Raw genomic sequence first — 22,672 nt, 5'->3', positions numbered from 1 at the left:
TTTACTCCACTTCCTGGGGGCTTGGTTGCACGGACTCGCAAGCCTTGATATTCACAACGTAGTCGCCGAGATCGGTCTTGCGCAGCATGTGCCAGTAGTCATCATTGCGAAACGGCGTGGGTGCTACCACTTTCCCGGTCGACGTGCGATACCAGTTCGACATGCCTTTATGGGTCCAGATCATCTTGTCGTGGGCGCGTTGGACGCGTTGGTTGAACTCATCGCAGACATCGCCCTTGACTTCGATCTCGAACCGTTCTTGACCCGCAAGATCCATCGCCTGACGCAATAGTCCCATCACGTAACGCACCTGGATTTCGAGCGTGGCAACGACACTGCCGCCGTGACCAAGGGCCGTGTTCGGACCTGCCAAGACGAAGAAGTTCGGCAAACCGGGCACGGCAACTCCCAGATAGGCCTCGGCGCCTTCTCGGTCCCACCGCTCGCGCAGCGATTCGCCGCCGCGGCCTTTTACGTCAACGGACGAGAGAAAATTCACCGCATTGAATCCCGTGGCTACGATCAGTACGTCCAGTTCGTACGCCTGGCCATCCCGAGTCTTGACGCGGTTCTCGTGGATCTCGTCGATACCGGTATTGACCAGCGTCACATTTGGCTTGGTCATCGTCCGGTACCAACCGTTATCCATGAGCATACGTTTGCCAAATGGCGGATAGTCCGGAAGCACGTCTGGCAACAGGTCCTGCCGCTGGCCTAGTTCCGCTTGGATGTAATGGGTGAAGAATTCGCGGTGTTTCTCGTTGCGGCGATTGATAGATCGCTCCGGATGCGGCCAGGTGGGATCGATCTGTAGCGACGCATGGATACGATCATTAAAGACCCAGGCCAGGCGCTGGCGATACCACTCTTGATAGAAGGGAACCTCGCGCAGTAGGAACCGCACGTCGGACGGGACATCCTTCTTGAACCGCTCAAACGGGGCTGCCCACTGTTTAGATCGCTGGAATACGGTCAGCTGCGCCACGTTGTCGACGATAGCGGGCACGATCTGCATGGCGCTTGCCCCATTGCCGATGACGCCGACGCGTTTGCCTGATACGTCCAGTCCTTCAGGCCAGCGCGCGGTGTGAAAGCAATCTCCCGCAAAGCTCTCCAGCCCCTTGATCGCCGGAAACTTCGGCACATTCAGGATGCCGACTGCGCTGATGACGACATCGGCCTTGAGTGTTTCCATCCGGCCATCGTGTCGCTTGACCGTGACAGACCAGCTCGCGTCGTCTTCGTTATACACGGCGCTTTCACATGCGGTGTTGAACTGGATGTTCGAGCGCAGTTTGAAGTCATCGACCACCTTGACGAAATACGCCTGGATCTCATCGCGCAAGGCGAAGTATTTCGTCCAGTCCTGCTTGGCAAAGGAAAAAGAGTAGATGTGGTTCGGCGTGTCCACCCCGGCGCCGGGGTAGCGGTTCTCATACCACGTGCCCCCGGCTTCTGAGTTTTTCTCGATCACCGTATAGTCGATGCCCGCACCCTGCAGCCGGATTGCCGCGCAGATGCCCGCGACGCCGGCCCCGATCACCAGGACCTTGAAGCCCTCGCGCGGCCGAAAACTCTGTTGTTGATCCAGTGCAAACTCTTTATCCAACCCCAGCCATGACGCAATCATGGAGCCGTACGACTCCGGCACTGGTTCGCCGATGCTCGTCGCGAGCATCTGAACCAAATCGGCGGGCGCGGGCGCCGGCAGCGCGGCGGGCGCGCCAGATTTCCAATCCAATATGGCGCGCCATGCCGCATTGCGGATTTCGGCTTGGCGCGCGTCTGGCAAGCCGCCCGTATCGTTGTCATCCAGTCCCGCGATGCGGGTGCATTGGTATTGCTGTGACAACCATTTCCTATCACCGGTTAGGTGAATGAGCACCATTAGCAAGGTGGGTACGTTGGCGGATCGGAGCGACTGACGTAGTTGGGTCTGCCAGTCCTGAGCCTGACTGGAGAGGTGAACGGACATACGGCTTCCTAAAAAAGGCAAAAGATTCCCCCTGCCATGCCGAGCAGTCGGCAGGGGCACTAAGCGTTATCGTGTTGAATCGGGCCGCCGGTCATTGGCGGCCCCAGGACTTTTACTGAGCGGTCATTCCGCCTTCATGCCAGCGGTACGTACGACTTCGCCCCACTTTGCGTAATCGGCTTCGATCGTTTTCTGTAGGCCTTCGGGGGTGCTGCTCTCCGGCTGAAACCCTAGCGCCATGAGCTTGGTCTTGAACTCCGGCATTTGGACGATGTCATTGACCTGCTTGCTCAATTTGTCGACTACAGCGCCGGGCGTGCCCTTGGGAGCAAGCAATGCGATCCATCCCACGGCGTCATATCCAGGCACGCCGGCTTCCTGCATCGTTGCAACGTCGGGCAACACTGGTGATCGCGCGTCGTCGAGCACGGCCAAGGCGCGCAGATTGCCTTGCTTGATATTGTTCAACTGGGCTCCCACGCTGTCGATCATGATGGGAACTCTGCCCGCCATCACGTCGATCGAAGCTGCAGCGCCGCCTTTATATGAAGCCGAGGTGATCTGCACGCCGGCCTTATGGTTGAGCAGTTGCAATGCGAGTTCAAACGCTTGCGCGCCCGAGGCGAAGATGATGCCCTGTGGGTTGGCTTTGGCCTCCGCGATGAGTTCCTCAACGGAGTTTTGTTTCAGGGCCGGCCCGCCCAGCAGAACCATGGGAACCTTGGCGACCATCGCTACCGGTGCAAAGTCGCTCTTGGGGTCATACAGCTGGTTCTTCTGCAAATGCGGCCCGGTGACCAGGGTGCCACTCACGCCCAGACCGAGCGTATAGCCGTCGGTCGGACTTCTGGATAGCGTGCTCAGGCTTAACATTCCGCCCACGCCCGGTCTATTTTCGACGACAAATGGTGTCCCGTTGACTTTTTCGAGCTCGGCGGCCAACAGTCTAGCGACCATGTCAGACGCGCCGCCAGGTGGATATCCAACGATCATGCGGACTGGTTTATCCGGATAGTTCGCGGCCTGGGTTGGTGCCCCGACGAACATGAAACTTGCTAGTGCCAGCAACAATGCGCGCTTCATTCCTCTTGTCTCCTTTAGTTGGTTTTTGAGGACTTCACGATGGCGCAAGTATTTCTGCGGACGACGCTCACGGTCAAAGCCGACTTGGCAAAATGTGCATATGCTGCACATTTGGTGTGAATGTGGTCGGGTTTGCCGGTCCACGTTATTCATAATATGCACAACCACAATTCGGAAGAAAGGTGCGTCGTGACATCTGATCTGAGCAGGCCGACGGGAAGCCAAGCCGTCTCGCGTGCGCTGACGCTGCTAAAGCTCGTGGGTATGAATCACGATAGTGGAATCGTCTTGCGTACGATTGTCGACGTCTCCGGCCTAGACCGGACAACCGCGTATCGGCTGTTGAGTTGTCTCGTCGAATCGGGAATGCTGGAGCGAGATCAAAAGAAACGCTATCGACTGGGACTGGAGGCGATGCAACTCGGGTTGAGATCGATGAGCCGCGTACCCATTCTGGAGCGGTGTAGGCCCTTAATGATCAGACTGGCGCGCCGCACCGAAGACACGGTTTATATCGTCGTGCGTAACGGCGACTATGCGCATTGCATCCATTATGAGGAAGGCAGCTTTCCCATCAAGGCGTTGGTACTGCAGATTGATGGCCTGCGCCTGTTGGGTGTCGGTTCTGCCGGCACCGCCTTGCTATCGACTTTAAGCGACGCCGAGATACGGGACTTCCACCGACGTCAACATAAAGAGCTGCCTGCGCAGCGCGCAAAGTTGCCTTCACTGTTAGACGAGTTGCGCACCATACGTAAGCGTGGCTATGCCACTACCGAGAACCTGGTCGCCGAGGGGGTGAGCGGAGTGGGAGTGCCTTTTGAAATCACGCCGGGGTCATATGCCGCTATCAGCATCGGCGCTATCCGTAGTCGTATGGCACCGGAGCGGTCCCACTGGATCGCAAAGGTGATGCGCGAGGAAATCAGCGCTACGGGCTGGACGCTACATCCGGCTCATACAGAATGAGCATCGGATGAGCGATGCGGACCATTCCACTCGCCCTGAACGCGTTAAGTGCCGGCAGCGCTTCGTTCCTTTCCCGATAACGCACGGTTTATGCGTTGCTTAAGCGCTGCTACGCAACCAATCCTGAAAGCTTTGTAGTTCGGGTCGTATCGGGCGGTTGGCCGGACGGACGAAATAGTAGGTGTATTCCTTCATATCCAGTTCGTGAGCGAAAGGAAAGACCAGGTCGCCACTATCAATCAGCGGTTGGACGAGCGCTTTCTGCGCGATACCCACGCCCTGTCCTTCTATCGCGGCCTGATATACCAGCGTGGAGCTTTCATAGTTCCGATGACGCAGGCCGTCCATATCCTTCAGGCCAGCGGACTGCAACCAGTGTTGCCAGTCGTCCGGCCGCGCCATCGTGTGTAATAGCGTGGTCTGCTTCAGATCGCCGGGACGGCGTAGCGTCCTGGCCAGGGCAGGGCTGCACACCGCCGCGAGAATATTGGGCACCAGGGGTAATGCGATAAGCCCTGGTCATTTTCCATCGCCGAGGCGTATTGCCGCATCCACATCTTCGCTATCAAAGTCGATCCATCGCAATGAGGTGGTCAATCTCTCGTCTGGCCGAAGCTCGAACGCATGAACGGCCTCGCCCAATCGTCCGTGTCATGCGAACATTTCGAACGAGGCCTTTGAATCGGAATATTTTAGCGATCGCCGCCATTATGGCTCGCTTCAGCTCTAATCCCTTTTTAGGGCAAGAATAGCCTGACCGTCGTGCAGCATATCAGTCTGTACGACAATGCGTGTGGCCTGGCCGTCACGCTGCTGCAGCGCACGCAACAAGGCGTAGTGGCCGCTGATCATATGGCGGCCGCCGGCGTGGACGAGAGCATCAAGGACCACCATACCCAACCAACCGAAGTCCGCCATCGTCGTGCGAGTCGTGCTGGAGTTGCCGCCGACGGCCAGTGCAGCCGAAATTCCGGTCAGCTGGTGCGTCGAGCCACAGTATTGACTTGAATGGCCCCGTTTAACACCGCACCGGCGCGTGAGTGCCCCGAAATAGAAAAGCTTCCTGCTTTCCGCAAACCGATCCATAATCTCTAACACTGCTTTATGCAATTAACGGAAAGTAAAATGAGCACGAAACAACTTCTGTTATTCAAGAACGAGGGTCAAGAACGCCCCGACCCGCGTAACCCCCAAGCGCCCCCGATTACGGTAGACGAGGCCAACACCGCCTTCGAGCAATGGCTGAACAATCACGTACCGCGGCTACGCCCCAGTTCAATGAAGGTGTACCGGGCGCTGTGGGAGACCTTCCTAAGGTTCCAAAAATCCCGCATGGCCACCTGGGAAGACACGACAGCGGAAACAATTAAAGCCTTCCTCGCAAGCCTCGAGTATTCCAAGCGCCCACACCGCGAGCGTTACCAATCCGTGCTCGAGCGCGCCTTCGAAGAAATCGAAGTCTTGCGCAAACCGCTAAATGAGAATCCCGCATCAAAGACCGCGGTGGCCGTACCCAAAGGCAAGGAATGGCGTGACGCCAAGGACAACGACCCAACACAATTCTTGACCAGACTCGATCAGATCATCCTCCGAGAAGCACTACTCAAAGCCGCTGCCAAACTAAAAGGCCACACGCTCACGCCGCCTACGCGCTGGCGTCTGTCTCGCGACACCGCGATTGTCACCACGCTCTTTGCCTGCGGAGTCAAGCCAGCCGAACTGACGGTGCTTTCCGTTAATTGCATATATCGCAACGAGGAAGGCGCGCTGCTCGACACGGGTGCGTACCAGGGCTTGGCAGCCAACGAACGTGGGCACCGGCAAGATCCCAATCAGGATGCCACCCATGCTTATATCGGCGATGGTTTGGGGGCCCGGCGCATTGTCACCATCCCTGAGTGGGCCTCCGAGATCCTGGAGCAGTGGCTGGCCATTCGCGCGTTGGCCCCGAGTGGGCACGCCTCGATGCCCATTCAGCGCCTGTTTCCCGGCAACCGAGAGGTGACTGTGCATCGGCAAAGCACCGTGATGAACCCAGCAACTCTGGTTCGAATCGTCACGAAGTGGGGGCGGGTCCATGCGGGGCTGGAACTCACCCCCCAGCGCCTGCGCAATACCTTCGGCGCCATGCTGCTTGCCGCCGGCACGGAGTTAGGCGAGGTAGACCACGTGATGGGATATGCCCCAGGCGCGGCCAGCGCCTTCAGGCTGCGCCAAGCGTGGCTTGCCTGGTGTGCCACGCACAATGAGCACACCACGGCATAATTACTTGCTGTGCCAGCACCTCCAACTCTCACGCGCGCTTGACCGCGTAAGCGGTTGGAAGCCTCGCTATTGAGCTGCTGGCGCCGCTTTCTCAGGAAGTACTGTTATAGATTGTATTCACGTGTCTGCCGGGAAAATAATGGACTCGTACTCTCTTGACGCAGAAGCTGAGGGTCAATGTCTATCCCGTCGATGCTAGACCGCGGGGCACCCAAGGTGTACAAAATGATCGCGATCCGAGCCCTATCAACATTAGGCATGTCGATGGCCAGCCGTAGTGCACTGCCGAGGTCGACGATTTTCCAGGAAATCAATTTGCCAGCCGCTTCATATTCAAATGCGTTCAATGCGCTTACCAGTGCTGCGGTCGCGTTTGCGTTAAGACGGACGAGTGTTCGCGCTAATGCTTCATTTTCCGCAAGGGCAGCATAAACAAGCTCCTTCGCACCGTCCGTGATGGCAGGGATGAATCTGCGCGCGGTGGTTTCGTCATTGTTCTGGAGACGATCAATCAATGCTCGGGTGGCGAGCGATGGTATGCCATGTGAGGCGCGCGTCGATACGTCCGACCGCTTTGCATCGGTCTCGATTAAGGCCTCTATCGCGGGGTTCAGCTCCTCGTTGATCGCGTAGACAAGCGCTTCAATCGGGTTCACGCCTGCATCAATCAGCACCGGTACCGCAGACTTATCGAACTCGCTCAGCCCTTTTAACGCACGCTTCCAGTCGCCACCTTTATCAATCAACGTTTTCACATGGGCCACGTCTTTTTTGAGCGCTGCGTCGAGGAGAAAGTAGTCGTGCTCCCTTGACGTCGCATTGCTTATAACCTGATTCTGCGCCGCTATCTGCGCGAGCGTTTCCTCGGGCAACGAGCTTATGTCAGCCCCCGCGCAAGCAAGCAGCCTGAACGCCTTTAACGCATCCACAGGGCCTGATCCGCTATGGACCTGATCGCGATACTTCGCTTGAACGTATCGCAAAAATGGGCCAGTAGGCACGCCCGCCGTTATCATGGTTCGTAAAGCACGTAGGTTGCCGACATTGATCGTCGAGCGAGAAAATTGAGGCTGAAACTTTCCGGCGTCGAGCAATGCCTTAATCGCCGCCGTATTGCCGAACTCCGCGATTTTTTTGCAGCGGACGAAGGCGCTCGTTATTAACGGCGTAAGCAGACGCAGCGCGTTGGCATGGCGGACTGGATCTTCATCTCTAAAGGTTGCGGCTATCTGCTGAAACGCATCTCTTACCGCCAATGTATGCGTGACGTTGATCGCGGTCGCGGTCGCACAAACCAGATACAGGGCGTCCCACTGATCTGCTTTGGCCAACTTGCTAATGGCTGCCCTGACCGTCGAAATCTCGCAGGTAAGTTGCGTCACCTTTTGGGTGTCTTGCTCAATAGCTGCCCTGACGAGCGCCTCTGAGCTCGGCGCGCCGAGGATCGTAAGCAGCCTTATCGACTCGGGCCATTTATTTTCCACAGCGATGGCTAAAGCTTCAGTCAGATCTGGGCCTGTTCGGATCAACGTTTGCACGGCATCTCCGCGGCTACCATTCCACACAGCAGGGAGCTGAAGCACTTTTGCGAGGCTGTAGGAGACGGGTGCCCCCGCTCCGCAGAGGTGGTCGACCACGCAGGGCCCAATGTGTGAATGTAATAGGCTGTGCTCTAACGGTGTCATGCCGTCGTCGTCTCTGGCGTTGACCAACTCGTGTACCACGTCATAGTTCAAGGCAAGGAGATGTCTGACGACTATCGTGCTGCCACACTCCATGGCCAAGTGCAGACAGTTCCGGCCACCTTCGAAGCGTAGGCTTCCTATATCTATAGAAAAACGCATCGCCCGGTCGATGAACGCGTCCACATCGTCATCCCGAATGGCATGCCGGATTGCAGCGATGGAGCCGTGTGCGTTTACGGAGCAATCCTCTTTTTCTGAAGAGGGGTCTGAATTGACACGAAAAGCCGGAGACAGGCGCGAATAATTATCGAACAGATTGTCCATGAGAGCCCCATGAGTGAAGGTTGACTTGTGCTTCTTTACATGGGCTCGATAACAACACGGTCACGACCACTCTTTCCGAGAGGCTCCCATAAGCGGACCGAATGAACCGAAATCTACCGGGTATTCAGTGCGACATAGGCACCCATATGCGCGCGCCTGACGCCGATGCGGGCATGCTGCCACCGACGAGCGTGTGGATCATGCTGACAAAGATCTCCATACCCGCAGCGATATTCTTCGTCTCGCGTGGCATACCATGCCTATCGCTCTGACCGGCCGAATCAAACCGGCACAGGAGCTTCATGCAGCACCGCGATGTCGGCCGAGCCTTTGAACGCCGGATAGCGTTGCAACACGAGTGGATCGTGGCCGGGGACGACATGGTCGGGGCTGTCTGCTTCAGCGTAGAGCCGCACATGTCCTGTGAGCATGTCGGCCACGTTATAGACAATGGGGAACGGGCGCTTGCTGTCCATGTTTTCGTAATAGTGGCTCGCGTCAGAGGCCAACACCACCCAACCGCGTTGCGTGTGAACCCGCACGGATTGCAAACCCTTGGTATGGCCACCGATGCGCATGAGCTCAATCCCCGGCGCGAGCGTTTGATCACCATCATGAAAAGTGACGCGGTCTTGGTAGACCCGCCGTACCAATAGCGTCACGTCGTCGACCGAATAGGCATGCCGCATCGGCGCGAAGCACATGCAGCGCCCCGTGGCGTAATCCATCTCGGCATCTTGCAAATGGAATCGTGCGCGGGGCAGCTTGTCGAGGTTGCCCGCATGGTCATAATGCAAATGCGTGAGGATCACGTCGTCGATATCCTCGGCCGCCACGCCGAGCGCGCTCAACGCCTCGATCGGACAGTGCAGCATCTGGCGGTTGCGGGCCTGGGCCGTGGCGGCATTGAACCCCGTGTCGATCAGGACGATGTGACCCGGGGCGCGCAGTAGCCAGACAAAAAAGTCCATCGGCATGGGGCCGTCGTGCGGGTCTCCACCGATGAAGTTATCGGCCCGCTGACGAGGCATTTGCGCGTAGCGGATGGCGTAGGCTTCGTATTTCGGTAGGGACATGGTGTTACTCCGCTTTGACGCCAGAGGCCTTGACGATGCCGGCCCATTTTTCGTCTTCGGCCTCGATGAATTGTTTGAATGCGGCCGGCGATGCGCTGACCGACGGCTGTACGGCAGCCTTGGCGAGGCTTTCCTGAACTTTAGGTAGCTGCATGACCTTGGTCAAGGCGTCGTGCAATTTGTCGATGATGGGTTCGGGCGTTTGTGCGGGCGCGATGACACCGATCCAGTTGACCGCGACAAAGTTCTTCACGCCCTGCTCGTCAGCGGTCGGCAAATCAGGCAAGAATGCCGAGCGTTGATCATTGGCGATAGCCAAGCCACGCAGTCGACCGCTAGTGATCTGTTGCGACACGGCAGGCAAGTCGACGACGACGCCCTCGACGTGTCCCGCCATGACATCAGTCACGGCCGGGGCGGCGCCTTTGTAAGGCACGTGCACGATGCGCGTGCCCGGCGCAGCGCGCTTGAACATCTCGATGGCCATATGCGGCAGTCCGCCCGTGCCCGAGGAGGCCAGGGTGACGTCGCGGGTTTGCGCCAGTTTGACCAGTTCCTCCAGATTGGCCGCGGGCACCTTGGGATTGACGGCGACGGTCTCGGGCGTGATGCCCAGCAGACTGATCGCCGCAAAATCCTTCTTGGCGTCGTAGGGCAACGTCTCGAGTGTGTGTGGCGTGAGTACCAACGGACTGGCGCTGGTGACGCCGAGGGTATAGCCGTCGGGCATCGCGCGGCTGATGTATTGGGTGCTGATCACGCCCGCAGCGCCCACCCGGTTCTCCACGGCCACCGGGACGCCCAGCAATTCAGACAAGGGCTGCGCGATCACGCGCGCGGTAATGTCGTTTGATCCGCCGGGAGAAAAACCGACTACCAGGGTGATGGGTCGATCGGGATAACCGGCGGCGGCAACGGGACAGATTAGGGTGGCCGCAGTAATGCCAAACGCGGACAGTGCGGTTAACCAACGCTTTGCTTGGATCGCTTTCATCTCGTTCTCCTCTGTTTCTTGTTCAAGCTTCGACCGATGTGTGCTCACGACTCAGGGCAACAATTGCCGAGGCGTCTGGCGCGTGTTCGAGGTTCAGGCAGCTCTGTAGCAGCCGAGTGCACCCCGCCTCACCCAAACTGGGACTGACCAAGGATCGGAATTTTTCGATTAACTGCTCGTCAGTCATGGGATTGGTGACGCTGCCCGTGGCATCGCGCACGTGGCGTGACCCGACGCGGCCATCTTTCAGGCGCACGATGACTTCGGCCTCGTTGTCGGCCATCGTGCTGATCGCCTCGGCCTGCGTGCGCGCTTGCAATGCGCGCACGCGAGGGTCGAGCACGCAATCCAGCTCACCCTGCGCCAGCCCGGCCGCGCGATGTACCAGCGCGGCGGCGACCCAGTGAAACAAGCTGACCTGTGCATCCAGCGCGGTATCCGGCAGTTTGCGCCACGTCAGGTTCAGCGCATCGGGATGGACTCGCAACGCCACGCTCTCGATATCTTCGACTGGCACGTGCTCATTGCGAGCCAGTTCCAGACAGGCATCGATGGCGGGATGGATCACGATGCCGCAGGGATAGGGCTTGTAGGTATTGTTGAGGAATTCATAACGCGTCCCGAGTTCGGCGCGTATCAGTCCGGCATCGTTCGAACCGGTCAGTACTTGCAGCAAACCGTTGCGACCGTCCACCGCGATCGAGCCGCACTCGAAACCGCCCAACGCCATATAGGCGGCGGCTACCCCGTTACGCGCGGCCATGCCCGGAACGTAGGTGATGGCCATGCTGCCGTGAGTCGCGCGAAATCCGCCCGCTTGCGCCGCAGCGACACCCAAGGCCCACACCATTTGCTCGTGATTCAAGCCTAATAGCCGGCCGGCCGCTGCCGCGGCCCCTATGCCTCCGGATAGGCCGGTCATATACCAACCGAGACTGCCCCCACCCGCGGCGATCGCGCAGCTCACTCGGCATTCCAATTCCAGCCCAGCCACCAGCGCAACCAGCAGATCGCGGCCCGAAACTGGCTGGCCGGCCCCGGCGCGCTTACACGCCACCGCTAAAGCCGCCGCCGCGACGGGGCCGGTGGGATGCGTGATGGTGGCCAGATGGGTATCGTCGTAGGTCTGCGAGGAAGAGCCCAGGCAATTCAACAGGGCCGCATTCGACACGCTGGCATTTTCGCTACGGCCGAGCAGACCCACTTCGCCGGCAGATTCCATCAACAACACACCACGTGCCGCCGCTTCCATTGCGGGGGTGCGGGCCGCGCCCACTGTGCAGGCCACCCAATTGAGCCATGCCCGGGGTGCCTCGCGGCGGACCTTGTCGGGCAGGGTCGCCCATTCCAAGTCCAACGCGAAGTGCGCCATGTCGTGTGTCACGGATTGTGGATCAAATGCCGTCATATTTCGAATGCTCGGAAAAATGTACGGGGGAAAAACAGCCAATGGCCTAGAGCCACGACTGCATGAACGATGTGGGTATTGACCGCGGGATGGCGCATCGAGAGCACGCGGCCATGGGCCGCGGGCGCCGGACTCCAATGGGTCGTTGTCTCCAAACTCGTTGTTTTTAAAACTCGGTTCGTTTATTCTATGTTCTGTTCGACAGAACAGTCGTTCTATTATATTCCGCAAACAACGACTGTCAATCAGTCATAACAGTGAGGAAGACACCCCATGTCCACGTCCACGCAAACGCCCGAAGGGCAAAAGCCTTTGCTCATCGGCGGCGAATGGATCGTCGCTCCCGGCGCGGGCTTTGCCTCGGTCAATCCGGCGACAGGTCAGACGAATTATTTGATCAGCGCCGCAACCGCCGAGCATGTCGAGGCCGCCGTTAGCAGCGCGTGGCAAGCCGTGCGCCAAAAGGCCTGGCGCGACATGCTGCCGCATCAGCGCGCCGCGCTGCTGCGACGTATCGCCGATGGGATTGACGCCAATGCGCAAGTGCTGGCGCGGCTGCAGATGATCGAGAACGGCAAAGTGTGGAGCGAGTGCACCGCGCAGGTGGCCAGCGCCGCCGCGACGTTTCGCTATTACGCCGGGGTCTGCGAATCCGTCACCGCCGAGGTCACGCCGCCCCGCGGTAACTACCTGTCGCTGACGCAATACGAACCTTATGGCGTGGTCGTTGCCATCACGCCGTGGAATTCGCCTCTGACCATGGAGGCGCAAAAAGTCGCGCCAGCGCTTGCCGCAGGCAATGCCGTGATTCTTAAACCGTCCGAGGTCACCTCGTCGCCCGCGCTGGAGCTGGGTCGCATCGCGCTTGAGGCGGGCTTGCCCCCGGGCATCTTGAATGTGGTCACCGGTCTGGGCAGCGGCGCAGGCAAATTGCTGGTCGAGCATCCCGGCGTGCGCATGGTGTCCTTTACCGGCGGTACCGCTAGCGGTCGCGCTATTGCGCGGATCGCGGCGGACAAATTGATGCCCGTGGCCTTGGAATTGGGCGGCAAGTCGCCGCACATCGTGTGCGCCGATGCCGATCTGGACGCGGCGGTCGAGGGCGTGATTGGCGGGATTTTCGAGGGCAGCGGTCAGTCCTGCGTGGCGGGCTCGCGCCTGTTTGTCCAGCGATCGATCCAGCAGGCATTTCTGGAAAAGCTCTTGGCGCGGGCGCAGTCGATACGCGTCGACCAGCCCGATGCGCAAGGCGCCGGCATGGGTCCAATCGCCTCGTTCGCGCATCGCGAAAAAATCGAGTCCATGGTGGCTAGTGCCGTCAAAGAGGGCGGCGAGATTTTGACGGGGGGTTGCCGTCCCGATGCTGATCATCTGGCTGCGGGTGCGTATTACCTGCCGACTGTGATTGGTAGCCTGAAACCCGACGCCTACGCCGTACGCGAGGAGATTTTCGGGCCTGTGCTGTGTGCGCTGCCTTTCGATGACGAAGACGACCTGATCGCCCAAGCCAATGACAGCGTCTACGGCCTGGCCTCGGGCATATGGACCGCGGATTATCGCCGTGCCTGGCGCGTCGCGCGACACCTCGAAGCGGGCAGCGTCTGGATCAACACCTATAAACAGTTGTCGATTTCCACGCCCTTTGGAGGCTTCAAGCAAAGCGGAATCGGTCGCGAAAAAGGCGTGAGCGGGCTGCGCCTGTATCAGCAATCCAAGGGCATTTACTTCGCCATGTGAGACAGCGATCGGATGCGTGCCGGACGCGGCCAGGCGGCGCGGGGGGCTCCGGCTGCGCTGATACGCATTCGCTGTCCATCATGGCATGCATCACATCACTAACACTATTGAATCTGAGAGACACCACATGACTTCATTCACTCGTATTGGCTTTATCGGGCTGGGCGTAATGGGCGAGCCTATCTGCCGTAACCTTGCTCAGAAATGCGGTTTGCCCGTCCTGGGCTGCGACATGAATCCCGAGCCCCTCGCGCGCCTGGCGCAGCATGGCGTCCAGGCGGCCGATGTCGCGACCATCGCCGCTCAATGCGACGTTATTTTTCTCTCGCTGCCGTCTGGCGAGGTCGTCGAGAAACTGGCCCAGGGACCGCAAGGCCTGCTGGCGAGCTGCCGTCCCGGTCAAATCATCGTGGACACCAGTACCTCGCCGGTGGACACGACGCGCAAACTCTCCGCCGAGTTCGCCGAACGTCAAGTGACCTTTATCGATGCGCCGGTCGCTCGTACGCGCGCGGCCGCCGAGGCCGGCACGCTGTCGGTCATGGTCGGGGCGGCCCCCAGCGTATTCGAGCGCGTGCGTCCGTTGATCGCCACCTACGCCAATGAGATCACCTTATGTGGCGACGTGGGTAGCGGTCAGGTGGTCAAGATCCTCAACAACATGGTGCTTTTCGAGACAGTCACCGCGCTGGCCGAGGCCTGCGGCATCGCACGTCGCTCGGGCGTGGATACCAAGGTCATCATGGAGACCTTTATGCTGGGTTCGGCCGATAGCTTCGCGTTGCGTAACCATGGCTTAAAGGCTATTCTGCCTGGTGAATTTCCCGAAAAGGCCTTTCCCGTCAGCTATGCGCGCAAAGACTTGAACTATGCGCTGCGTTTAGCCGAGCAGACAGGCATCTCCGCGCAGGGCGCCCGAAACGTGGATCAGTGGTTCGAGGCGGCCTTGGAACGAGGCCTGGGTGACAGATATTGGCCCGTCATCAGTCGCTTGATTGATGATGAACAAGACACTGCACAGGAAACCGCCAGCCCGGGCCATCAGTCCTGATATAGTCAATTTACTCATGAGCCGTACCGCCCCTCCGGAATCCGTCGATGGCGTAGCCGCCGTCGATCGGGCCCTCGCCATTGTCGACGCCATCGCCCAGACGACCGAGCCGATCAGTCTCGCTGACCTGTCACGCGTGACGGGGTTTTATAAGAGCACTTTGCTGCGTCTGATTGCCTCATTGGAGAGATCCAATCTGGTGGTGCGTCGGGCAGATGGGCGGTATGCCTTGGGCCTGTACGCGCACCAGTTGGGACGTGCATACGAGGCCGCCTACCACCTGACGGATGTCTTGCAACCGATATTGCAAGCATTGGTGGATCAGGGCACGGAGAGCGCCTCCTTTCACGCCTATCACGATCCGCAGTCGCGCATTTGCCTGCTGCGGATCGATTCCCTGCATTCCACGCTGGATCGCATCCGCGCGGGCGATTTGCTGCCCTTGGATAAAGGTGCCGCGGGCAAACTGCTCACGGCCTATCGCGTGCTTGGCGAGCGTGCGGACGCAGCGGGTTTGGTAGCCACCTCCATGGGCGAACGCGACCCCAGTTGCGCGGCCGTTGCCAGCCCCGTGTTCGGTCCCGGCGACGAGATTCGCGGCGTCATTTCTCTGTCCGGGCCGAAAGAGCGTTTTACCGCCGCCGCGATCAAGAAGATGTCCCAACTGCTACAGGATAGCGCGGCGCGCGCCACCCGATCTCTGGGTGGCCGCTGGCCGGGGTAATGACCGGCTCTTACAGTTGACCCGTGGGGAAAGGGACAATCAGCGTGATGCTCGGAGTAGGCTCGTCCCGCGCGCCGAACGAAGGCGGATTACCGGGCGGCAAACGGCGCGAGCACGTGCGGCCCGATGTCGCCGATCGAGGCAAGTCCACTGAGCCGCATCGTCCGTAGGAGCTCTTCGCGCAACAGGAATAGCGCTCGCGCAGCACCCGCTTCGCCACCGGCGCTGACGCCGTATAGCAGGGGTCGGCCCACCATTACGGCCTGTGCGCCCAAGGCGAGGGCCTTAACGATATCCGCCCCGCGACGCACGCCGCCGTCCACGATAATGTCGAGCCGTCCGCTCACCGCTTGTACGATGGCGGGCAAGGCATCCAACGCCGCCGGCGCCCCGTCGAGCTGCCGACCTCCATGGTCTGAAACGATCAGCGCATCGCAACCCAGATCGGCGACGCGCGCGGCATCGTCTGGGTGCAGCACCCCTTTGACCAGCATGCGGCGCGGCCACACTTCGCGGATCCTGGCCAGGTCATCCCAGTTAAACGCGGGGTCATAGTTTTTCCCGACCGAGGAGGCGATGGTAGAGGTATCGAGCGTGTCCGGCACGAAGCCCAACATGTTCTCGAGTACCGGCATGCCGCTACGCGCCAGCCGCGCCACCCATCCGGGACGACTGGCAAAGTCCAGCACGTTACGCGCGGAGAATCGAAACGGCAGCCCGAAATCGTTACGCATATCCCGCTCGCGCTTTCCGCCGGTAGGCATATCGATGGTGATAATCAGCGCCTCGTAGTCGGCATCGCGGGCGCGTTGAATCAAGCCCATCGTGAAATCCCGCTTGCGCAGCATGTACGACTGAAACCATAGGCGTGTGTGAGGCGCCTCGCGCGCCACGCGCTCGATTGACGACGTCGAGGAGGTGGGTAGCGCATAGGGCAGACCCGCCGCGCCTGCCGCGCGGGCGATGGCCACATCGCCAAACGGCCAGCCATAGCCAATCGCACCGGTAGGGGCGACGGCCAGCGGCATGGACACGGGCTTGCCCAGCAGATTCATCGTCGTGTCGATGCGGGATACGTCCACCAGAAAGCGTGGCAGTATCGCGTGCCGGGCAAAGGCCGCCCGGTTCGCCTTTAGCGTCGATTCATCTTCGGCCCCTCCGTCGTAGAAATCGAATACCGCGCGCGGCAGCGTGCGCTGCGCGATATCACGCAGCGACTCGATCGAATAGGCGTGGTACAGCCGGCGCGCTCGACGTGCGCTGGCCGCGGGCGACGAGGAGGGAGGCAGCGCACCGTGCGCTGAAGCGGTCTCATGTGACATAGGAGTTTCCCACTGTGCAACGATGAACGTGGCCGGCTGCGCGCAACAGTTTGCCCATAACACCTCGGTATTGGTTTCATGTCGCGTACGCTCTCGCCGTGCATATCAGGCGACTCGCGCAGCGCGATGAGATGTCAATCAGGAACGGCCGGACGTCCCCAGTCGGCCCATAGCTTGGCGATGGCGGCGTAGTCGTCGCGTCCATAGCCCGCCGCCGCCGCGATTTCATACACTGTGTGCGACCCTTGAATGGCGAACAAGGGCACGCCCAACGAATGGGCCAATTGCAGCGCCAGGGTCGAGTCTTTGCGCGCAGCCTCCAGCGGCATGCCGCCCTCGTAGTTGCCTTGCACGACGCGCTCGGCATAGCGATGCGTCAACGGACGGTGCAGACCCATCTGCGGATCCGATAGCAGGCCGATCAGTTTCTCGCAGCTCACACCCGAGGCCGTGGCCATCGAGCCGGCCTCGGCGACCACGATCATGACCGCATGCGCGACCGCATTGTTAATGACCTTGGCCGCGGCACCTGCGCCGACCGGTCCGAAATGAATTTGCTTTGCCGCAATCGCATCCAGCGCAGGTCGGCACGCCTCGATGGCAGCGGCATCGCCGCCAAGCAGCAAGGTGGCGGTACCCGCCTGCATCTGGCTGACCCCCGCCAGAATCGACGCATCAATGATGCGCGCGCCGCTGGCGGCCAACATCCGTTCGCAAGCCTGCACATCGGCCGGATTCACCGTGCTGGTCTCAATCACGACATGGTTGGGCGACAAGTACGGCGCGATCTGTTCCAGTACGGCGCGTGACGCGGACGGGCTGGGCAAACACAGCACCACCGCCTCGGCCTGCGCGACGTCTTGGGGTTGCGCGATCATGATGGCGTCGAGCTCGCGCGTGGCGCGCTGTGTTTGCGCAGCGTCGAGGTCTGACACCAGCAGGGAAAACTGGCGCGCGAGGCGCTCGGCCACGAGATAGCCCATATTGCCCAGGCCATAAATTGCAATCTGCTTGCGACTCATAGAAGTCATCCGTTGGTTACGTAAATAGCGGTGTGTCCGGGGATCACAAACCCATCGGCTGGGCGTGCATACCGAAATACATACTCTTGACCTGGCTATATAGACGCAGACCGTGCAGGCCTTTCTCGCGGCCAATACCACTGTCCTTAAAGCCGCCAAAGGGCGTGGCGATATGCGATTGTTTGTAGGTATTGATCCAGATGGAGCCTGCCTCCAAGGCGCGCCCCACGCGCCAGGCGCGCGCGTAATCGCCCGTCCACATCCCAGCGGCCAAGCCAAACGGCGTGTCGTTGCCCTGTGCAATGACGTCCGCCTCGTCGTCGAACGGCAGCGCCACCAGGACCGGGCCAAAGATCTCTTCGCGGCAGGCACGCGCTTGATTCGTCAAACCGTCAATAATGGTGGGCAGATAAAAGCTGCCGCGTTCCAAACGCGCATCCCGTGGTCGGTCGCCGCCGATCAATACCGTACCGCCTTCCGCGCGCGCCAGATCTACATAGCCAGCAACCTTGTCACGATGACCTTGGGACACCAGCGGGCCCATCTGCACATTGGCATCATCCGGCAGGCCCACCCGCAACTCGCGCGTGAACGTGACCAGCTGATCCATGAAACGCTTATAAATACTGCGTTGTACGAACAATCGTGAGCCCGCTACGCAGCTTTGTCCGGCAGAGCCAAAAATGCCCGACGCCACCCCCGCCACGGCGCGCTCGATGTCAGCGTCGTCGAACACGATATGCGGAGATTTACCACCAAGTTCCAGGCCCACCGGAATCAGGCGCTGGCCCGCGATGGCACCAATCGCGCGGCCGGTTTCCGTGCCGCCAGTGAATGACACCATGCGCACACCCGGATGGCGTACGAGCGCGGCGCCGACATCCTCGCCCAAACCGGGCAGGGCAGTCACCAGCCCCTCAGGCAAGCCCGCCTCACCGCAGATCCGCGCCAACTCCAGCGCCAACTGGGGCGTTTCCTCCGAGGGCTTGACCAAGACCGCATTGCCGGCCGCCAGCGCGGGCGCGACCTTTTGCGCCTCATTCATGATCGGCGAATTCCAGGGGGTGATACATGCCACCACCCCGAATGGCTCGGCCAACGCCATCGAAAAATATTCCCCGCGCGGCGAAGTGACTTCGTTCTGCCAGGTCTCGCAAACCGCCGCGTAATACCGGAAATGCCCCGCTGCGGCATCGACCATATGCAGGCACTCTTTCCATGGCTTGCCACTGTCGATCATCTGCAAGCGAGCCAGGGATTCACGTTCGGCAGTCAGACGCCGGCCGATTTCATACAAGGTCGTGGCGCGCTGATCGGGGCGCAGATGACGCCAGGGTTGGTGATGAAAAGCCTCCCACGCCACCGCCACCGCGGCATCGACATCGGCGGGCGTCGCCCGCGTGACCCGGCCGGCCACACTGCCATCGGCCGGGTTGATGGAGGTCAAGATCTGCGTTTCGTCAGAGGCGTGGCGCCATTCGGCGCCGACACGGAAAGGCTTGATGGAGGAAGCGTTCATGATGGACCCTGTCTCGCGGGCTATGTCGTGTTCTCGGGCGATCATGATGCGCCGGCTGATTCATAGACTCAAATTGGAATTTATATAGAATTATTAGGGTTCAACTATGAATATGCAGCAAGGTGTGTTCGCTGGCGCTGGGCGTTCGCGCGAGACGCCCAGACGCCCAGACGCGGCTCAAATCCCCAGATAGGCCTTTTGGACAAACGGGTCGTCCAGCAACTCCGCTCCCTGACCCGCGCGCACGATTTCGCCATGGTCCAGCGCATAGGCGTGGTGCGCGAGTCTGAGCGCCAGCCGAGCGTTTTGCTCGACCACCACGATGGACATCCCGTTATCGGTGTTCAGCCGCTGGATGGCGGCCGCGATTTCGGCGACCACCTTGGGCGCGATGCCCAACGACGGTTCGTCCAACATCAAGAGGCGGGGATTTGACATCAGTGCGCGGCCTATCGCCACCATTTGCTGCTCGCCGCCCGATAACGATCCGGCCAGCTGCGCGCGGCGTTCCAGAACGCGGGGAAACAAGGTGTAGATTTCCTCGAGATTGCGTCGAATCACACTGGCGCTGCGTACGCCGTGTGCACCCACCAGGAGATTCTCCTGCACGCTCATGCGGGCAAACAGCCGCCGTCCCTCAGGCGACAAGGACAGGCCCGCCGCGACGCGGGCCGCCGGACCACGCCGCGTCACGTCGGCGCCTTCCAACTGAATGACGCCGGATGCCGCGTTGGCCAAGCCGATCACGGCCTTGAGCGTGGTGCTTTTGCCCGCGCCATTGGACCCGATCAACGCAACAATCTGCCCCGTTTCCACCGTGAAGTCGATATTGCGCACGGCCTCGAGCGCGCCATAGCGGACGGTGAGTCCGCGAACCTCAAGCATGGGCATAGTCGGGCGCTCCCAGATAGGCCTCCACCACCGCCGGATTGTCGCGCACGTCTTGAGGCGAGCCTTCGGCGATTTTCTCTCCTTGTACCAGCACTACGATGCGCTGGCTCAGCGCCATGACAAGCGCCATGTGGTGTTCGACCAGCAGCATCGTCAGCCCCCATTCCTGATGCAAACGCCTGAGCAGACGCGCCAATTCGTTGCACTCTTCGTGGTTCAAGCCGGCCGCTGGCTCGTCGAGCAGCAACATGCGTGGGCGCGCCGCCAGCGACACGGCAATGCCCAGCCGCTTCTGTAAGCCATACGCCAGACTGCCCGCCATCGCGTCGCGCCAGGCAAAAAGATCGGTGATTTTGAGGATATTATTGATCTCGGTTTCGACGCCATCCGGCTGTAAAAGCCAATCGTGCCGACCGCTCAGGCGATTCACCACCGAGCCCGATATGCGCGACAGGAGTCCCCGGTAGACGTTTTCGGCGACCGTCGCCTCCGGATAGGTCGAGGTAGATTGGAAAGTGCGCGCGAGACCCAGCGCGACCACCCGGCTGGGCGGGCCGCCCGAAATATCCCGACCGTCGAACAGCACCTTGCCGGAAGAGGGCGGCACTGTCCCGCTGATGACGTTAAACGCGGTGGTCTTACCCGCACCGTTTGGGCCGATCAGGCCTACCAGTTCCCCGGCGGCCACGGAAAATGACAGATCGCGCAGCGCGACAAGCCCGCCAAAACGCCGCGTAATATTGTCGACTTGCAGCAAAGGCTGGGTCATGACTGTTTCTCCTTTCGGCCCGCATAACGCTGCCATAGACTCGCCAGTCCGCCCGGCAGGAATCGCATGATCAGAATCAGCGCCGCGCCATAGAACACATACTGCGTCTGCACCGCGCCTCGGAATAGCTCGGGCAGCGGCGTCATCACCAACGCACCGATAAAAGGCCCCCACACTGACGCCCGTCCGCCAATGACCAGCATGATGAGAAACCCGATGGTCACGCCCGTGTTGAACGATTCCGGCGAGATGTAGCCGATATAGCGTGCCTGTAGCACGCCGCTTAACGCCGCGAGCCCGCAGCCCACGATAAAGGCCAGCACCTGAAGCCGAAAGACACTCAGTCCGGTGGATTCCGCCAGCGCGGGATTTTCGGCAATGGAATCGATCGCGTGCCCCAGCGGCCTGCGAAACACGCCACGGAAGGCCACCAGCACCAGCAACACGACCGCCACGCTAAACGCGTAAAACTTCGGCCGCGTGTCCAGCACGAGGCCGAACAACTCTATGGGCGCGATGCGGGTGATGCCATTGGCGCCTCCGGTGAGGCCGGACCAATCCAGCAGACTCAGACGCATCAGCTCGCCGAATGCGAAAGTCACCAGCACGAAATACACACCCTTCAGCCGCAGGATGATCCCGCCCAGCACGCCGGCCAACACCGCCGCCGCCACGATGCCTAGGAGGGCGGCCAACCAGAGATTCAGACCCAGCTCACGTTCCGTCAGGACCGAGACATACGCCCCGACCGCCACGAACGCCGCCTGGGCAAAGGATAGCTGGCCGGAACGACTGATGATGGCCAGCCCGGTGACCGCGATCATGTTCAGGCATGCCATGATGGCCAGATGCTGCGCGAAGCTGCCCGCGAACCACGGTGCGATCAGGATCGCCGCGAACGCGATGCACCCGAGTGCGCGCAGGCCCACCGGCGCGCTCACGTTTCGCGCGCCTATCGATTGAGTTGGGGTCATGCGTCAGGCCTCCCCTTTGCCTAACAAGCCGCGTGGTCGGAACACCAGCATCGAAATCACGATGACAAAAATCAGCATGTCGGCCGCACTGCCACCGATCAATAACCCGGCGTAGCTTTCCGCCAGACCCAGCAACAGCCCCGCGGCGACGGCACCCGGAATGCTTCCGAGGCCGCCCAGCACCACCACGATGAACGCCTTGAGCAGGGGGGTCGCACCGGAAAACGCCGACACGGAAAACAGCGGCGCCATCAGTGCCCCCGCGACGGCGGCCAGCCCGACACCTATGCCAAACCCCAACGGATAGTAGATGCGGGCGCGCACGCCTTGTATGGACGCGATTTCAAAGTCCTCCACGACGGCGCGCAATGCCCGTCCCGGGCGAGAGTGGCGTAGGAACACATAGAGCAACACCAATACGACCAGGGCGAAGACCACCACGTAAATCCGTGAGTTGGGAATCACCACCGCACCCAACCGTGTGGCGCCACGCGCGATAGACGGCATGGACAAGGGATCGGGACCAAAGAACATGAGCGCCAGATTCTGCAAGACGATGGCCAAGCCTATCGTGACGATCATGCCATTGAGCTCGTCCCTTCGGAACGGCTTTAACACCCCCCATTCCAGAATGGCGCCCACAACCACGGCGCCCAGGAATGTCAGGCCCACCGCGGCCAAAAAGGGCAGGTGAGCCTGGGTCGTCAGGATGTAGGCTCCGAAGGTACCCAGCATGTAGAACTCGCCATGGGCGAAGTTCACCATACGCATGACCCCGAACACCAACGTGAAACCCACCGCCATCAGCAGATAAAGCAGCCCGACGATCAAGCCATTGACCGTCGCCTGCGCCAGTAGAACGCTCCAGTTCACTTGGGTCGCCT

General features: G+C 60.4%; 20 protein-coding genes. 5 read left to right on the top strand and 15 right to left on the bottom strand.

Features of this window, described 5'->3' with window-relative positions:
• Position 1 precedes the first annotated feature (1 nt).
• Positions 2–1,975 (bottom strand): NAD(P)/FAD-dependent oxidoreductase, encoded by a 1,974-nt coding sequence (locus GOQ25_RS14865; RefSeq protein WP_160351260.1) that lies wholly within the window; start codon positions 1,973–1,975, stop codon positions 2–4.
• Positions 1,976–2,098: 123 nt separating this feature from the next.
• A complete protein-coding gene (locus GOQ25_RS14860; protein ID WP_160351259.1) occupies positions 2,099–3,058 on the bottom strand; it encodes a tripartite tricarboxylate transporter substrate binding protein in 960 nt (319 codons plus the stop codon).
• Positions 3,059–3,247: 189 nt separating this feature from the next.
• On the opposite strand from GOQ25_RS14860, the gene GOQ25_RS14855 reads away from it, so the two are divergent.
• Positions 3,248–4,027 carry an IclR family transcriptional regulator gene (locus tag GOQ25_RS14855; protein WP_370519962.1) on the top strand — a complete coding sequence of 260 codons (780 nt, stop codon included), beginning with the start codon at positions 3,248–3,250 and terminating at the stop codon, positions 4,025–4,027.
• Positions 4,028–4,126: 99 nt separating this feature from the next.
• Here GOQ25_RS14855 and GOQ25_RS14850 read toward each other — a convergent pair whose 3' ends face one another.
• Both GOQ25_RS14850 and GOQ25_RS14845 read right to left on the bottom strand, forming a co-directional pair.
• Positions 4,127–4,537 (bottom strand): LysR substrate-binding domain-containing protein, encoded by a 411-nt coding sequence (locus GOQ25_RS14850; RefSeq protein WP_370519965.1) that lies wholly within the window; start codon positions 4,535–4,537, stop codon positions 4,127–4,129.
• Positions 4,538–4,753: 216 nt separating this feature from the next.
• Positions 4,754–5,113, bottom strand: a complete 360-nt coding sequence (locus GOQ25_RS14845) for a hypothetical protein (RefSeq protein WP_160351256.1) — start codon at positions 5,111–5,113, stop codon at positions 4,754–4,756.
• 39 nt (positions 5,114–5,152) lie between these two features.
• Between GOQ25_RS14845 and GOQ25_RS14840 the strand changes: the two genes are divergently transcribed.
• The gene (locus tag GOQ25_RS14840) at positions 5,153–6,292 is read left to right on the top strand and encodes a hypothetical protein (protein ID WP_160351255.1); all 1,140 of its coding nucleotides are present in this window, start codon (positions 5,153–5,155) and stop codon (positions 6,290–6,292) included.
• 104 nt (positions 6,293–6,396) lie between these two features.
• Here GOQ25_RS14840 and GOQ25_RS14835 read toward each other — a convergent pair whose 3' ends face one another.
• From GOQ25_RS14835 to GOQ25_RS14820, 4 genes are all read right to left on the bottom strand, one after another.
• Positions 6,397–8,301, bottom strand: coding sequence for an ankyrin repeat domain-containing protein (locus tag GOQ25_RS14835; RefSeq protein WP_160351254.1), 1,905 nt, complete (start codon positions 8,299–8,301; stop codon positions 6,397–6,399).
• A gap of 281 nt (positions 8,302–8,582) precedes the next feature.
• Positions 8,583–9,377 carry an N-acyl homoserine lactonase family protein gene (locus tag GOQ25_RS14830; RefSeq protein WP_160351253.1) on the bottom strand — a complete coding sequence of 265 codons (795 nt, stop codon included), beginning with the start codon at positions 9,375–9,377 and terminating at the stop codon, positions 8,583–8,585.
• Positions 9,378–9,381: 4 nt separating this feature from the next.
• Complete coding sequence (locus tag GOQ25_RS14825; RefSeq protein WP_160351252.1) at positions 9,382–10,371, bottom strand: tripartite tricarboxylate transporter substrate binding protein; 990 nt, start codon at positions 10,369–10,371, stop codon at positions 9,382–9,384.
• Positions 10,372–10,393: 22 nt separating this feature from the next.
• Entirely contained in the window at positions 10,394–11,779 is a 1,386-nt protein-coding gene (locus GOQ25_RS14820; RefSeq protein ID WP_160351251.1) for an MmgE/PrpD family protein, read from the bottom strand.
• 273 nt (positions 11,780–12,052) lie between these two features.
• Here GOQ25_RS14820 and GOQ25_RS14815 point away from each other — a divergent pair, with 273 nt between their 5' ends.
• The 3 genes from GOQ25_RS14815 (at position 12,053) to GOQ25_RS14805 (ending at position 15,291) form a co-directional block, all read left to right on the top strand.
• Complete coding sequence (locus GOQ25_RS14815; protein ID WP_160351250.1) at positions 12,053–13,516, top strand: aldehyde dehydrogenase; 1,464 nt, start codon at positions 12,053–12,055, stop codon at positions 13,514–13,516.
• Positions 13,517–13,643: 127 nt separating this feature from the next.
• Positions 13,644–14,567 carry an NAD(P)-dependent oxidoreductase gene (locus tag GOQ25_RS14810; RefSeq protein WP_160351249.1) on the top strand — a complete coding sequence of 308 codons (924 nt, stop codon included), beginning with the start codon at positions 13,644–13,646 and terminating at the stop codon, positions 14,565–14,567.
• Between the two features lie 16 nt (positions 14,568–14,583).
• A complete protein-coding gene (locus GOQ25_RS14805; RefSeq protein ID WP_160351248.1) occupies positions 14,584–15,291 on the top strand; it encodes an IclR family transcriptional regulator in 708 nt (235 codons plus the stop codon).
• Between the two features lie 89 nt (positions 15,292–15,380).
• On the opposite strand, the gene GOQ25_RS14800 is transcribed toward GOQ25_RS14805, so the two are convergent.
• The 7 genes from GOQ25_RS14800 to GOQ25_RS14770 form a co-directional block, all read right to left on the bottom strand.
• Positions 15,381–16,613: an alpha-hydroxy acid oxidase gene (locus GOQ25_RS14800; protein WP_160351247.1), complete on the bottom strand. Its 1,233-nt coding sequence runs from the start codon at positions 16,611–16,613 to the stop codon at positions 15,381–15,383.
• A 134-nt stretch (positions 16,614–16,747) separates the two neighbouring features.
• Positions 16,748–17,635, bottom strand: a complete 888-nt coding sequence (locus tag GOQ25_RS14795) for an NAD(P)-dependent oxidoreductase (protein WP_202109491.1) — start codon at positions 17,633–17,635, stop codon at positions 16,748–16,750.
• Between the two features lie 43 nt (positions 17,636–17,678).
• On the bottom strand, positions 17,679–19,154 hold the full coding sequence (locus GOQ25_RS14790) for an aldehyde dehydrogenase (protein WP_160351245.1): 1,476 nt from the start codon (positions 19,152–19,154) through the stop codon (positions 17,679–17,681).
• Between the two features lie 177 nt (positions 19,155–19,331).
• Positions 19,332–20,045 carry an ABC transporter ATP-binding protein gene (locus GOQ25_RS14785; protein WP_160351244.1) on the bottom strand — a complete coding sequence of 238 codons (714 nt, stop codon included), beginning with the start codon at positions 20,043–20,045 and terminating at the stop codon, positions 19,332–19,334.
• On the bottom strand, positions 20,032–20,814 hold the full coding sequence (locus tag GOQ25_RS14780; protein WP_160351243.1) for an ABC transporter ATP-binding protein: 783 nt from the start codon (positions 20,812–20,814) through the stop codon (positions 20,032–20,034). Before GOQ25_RS14780 ends, GOQ25_RS14785 begins: the two co-directional genes overlap by 14 nt.
• Entirely contained in the window at positions 20,811–21,788 is a 978-nt protein-coding gene (locus GOQ25_RS14775; RefSeq protein ID WP_160351242.1) for a branched-chain amino acid ABC transporter permease, read from the bottom strand. The genes GOQ25_RS14780 and GOQ25_RS14775 overlap by 4 nt, the downstream gene beginning before the upstream one ends.
• Before the next feature lie 3 nt (positions 21,789–21,791).
• The gene (locus GOQ25_RS14770) at positions 21,792–22,661 is read right to left on the bottom strand and encodes a branched-chain amino acid ABC transporter permease (RefSeq protein WP_160351241.1); all 870 of its coding nucleotides are present in this window, start codon (positions 22,659–22,661) and stop codon (positions 21,792–21,794) included.
• Between the last annotated feature and the right edge of the window lie 11 nt (positions 22,662–22,672).

This window comes from Bordetella sp. 15P40C-2 (genome assembly GCF_009763235.1).
Classification (GTDB): domain Bacteria; phylum Pseudomonadota; class Gammaproteobacteria; order Burkholderiales; family Burkholderiaceae_B; genus Bordetella_A.
This window is presented reverse-complemented; position numbering and strand designations above follow the sequence as displayed.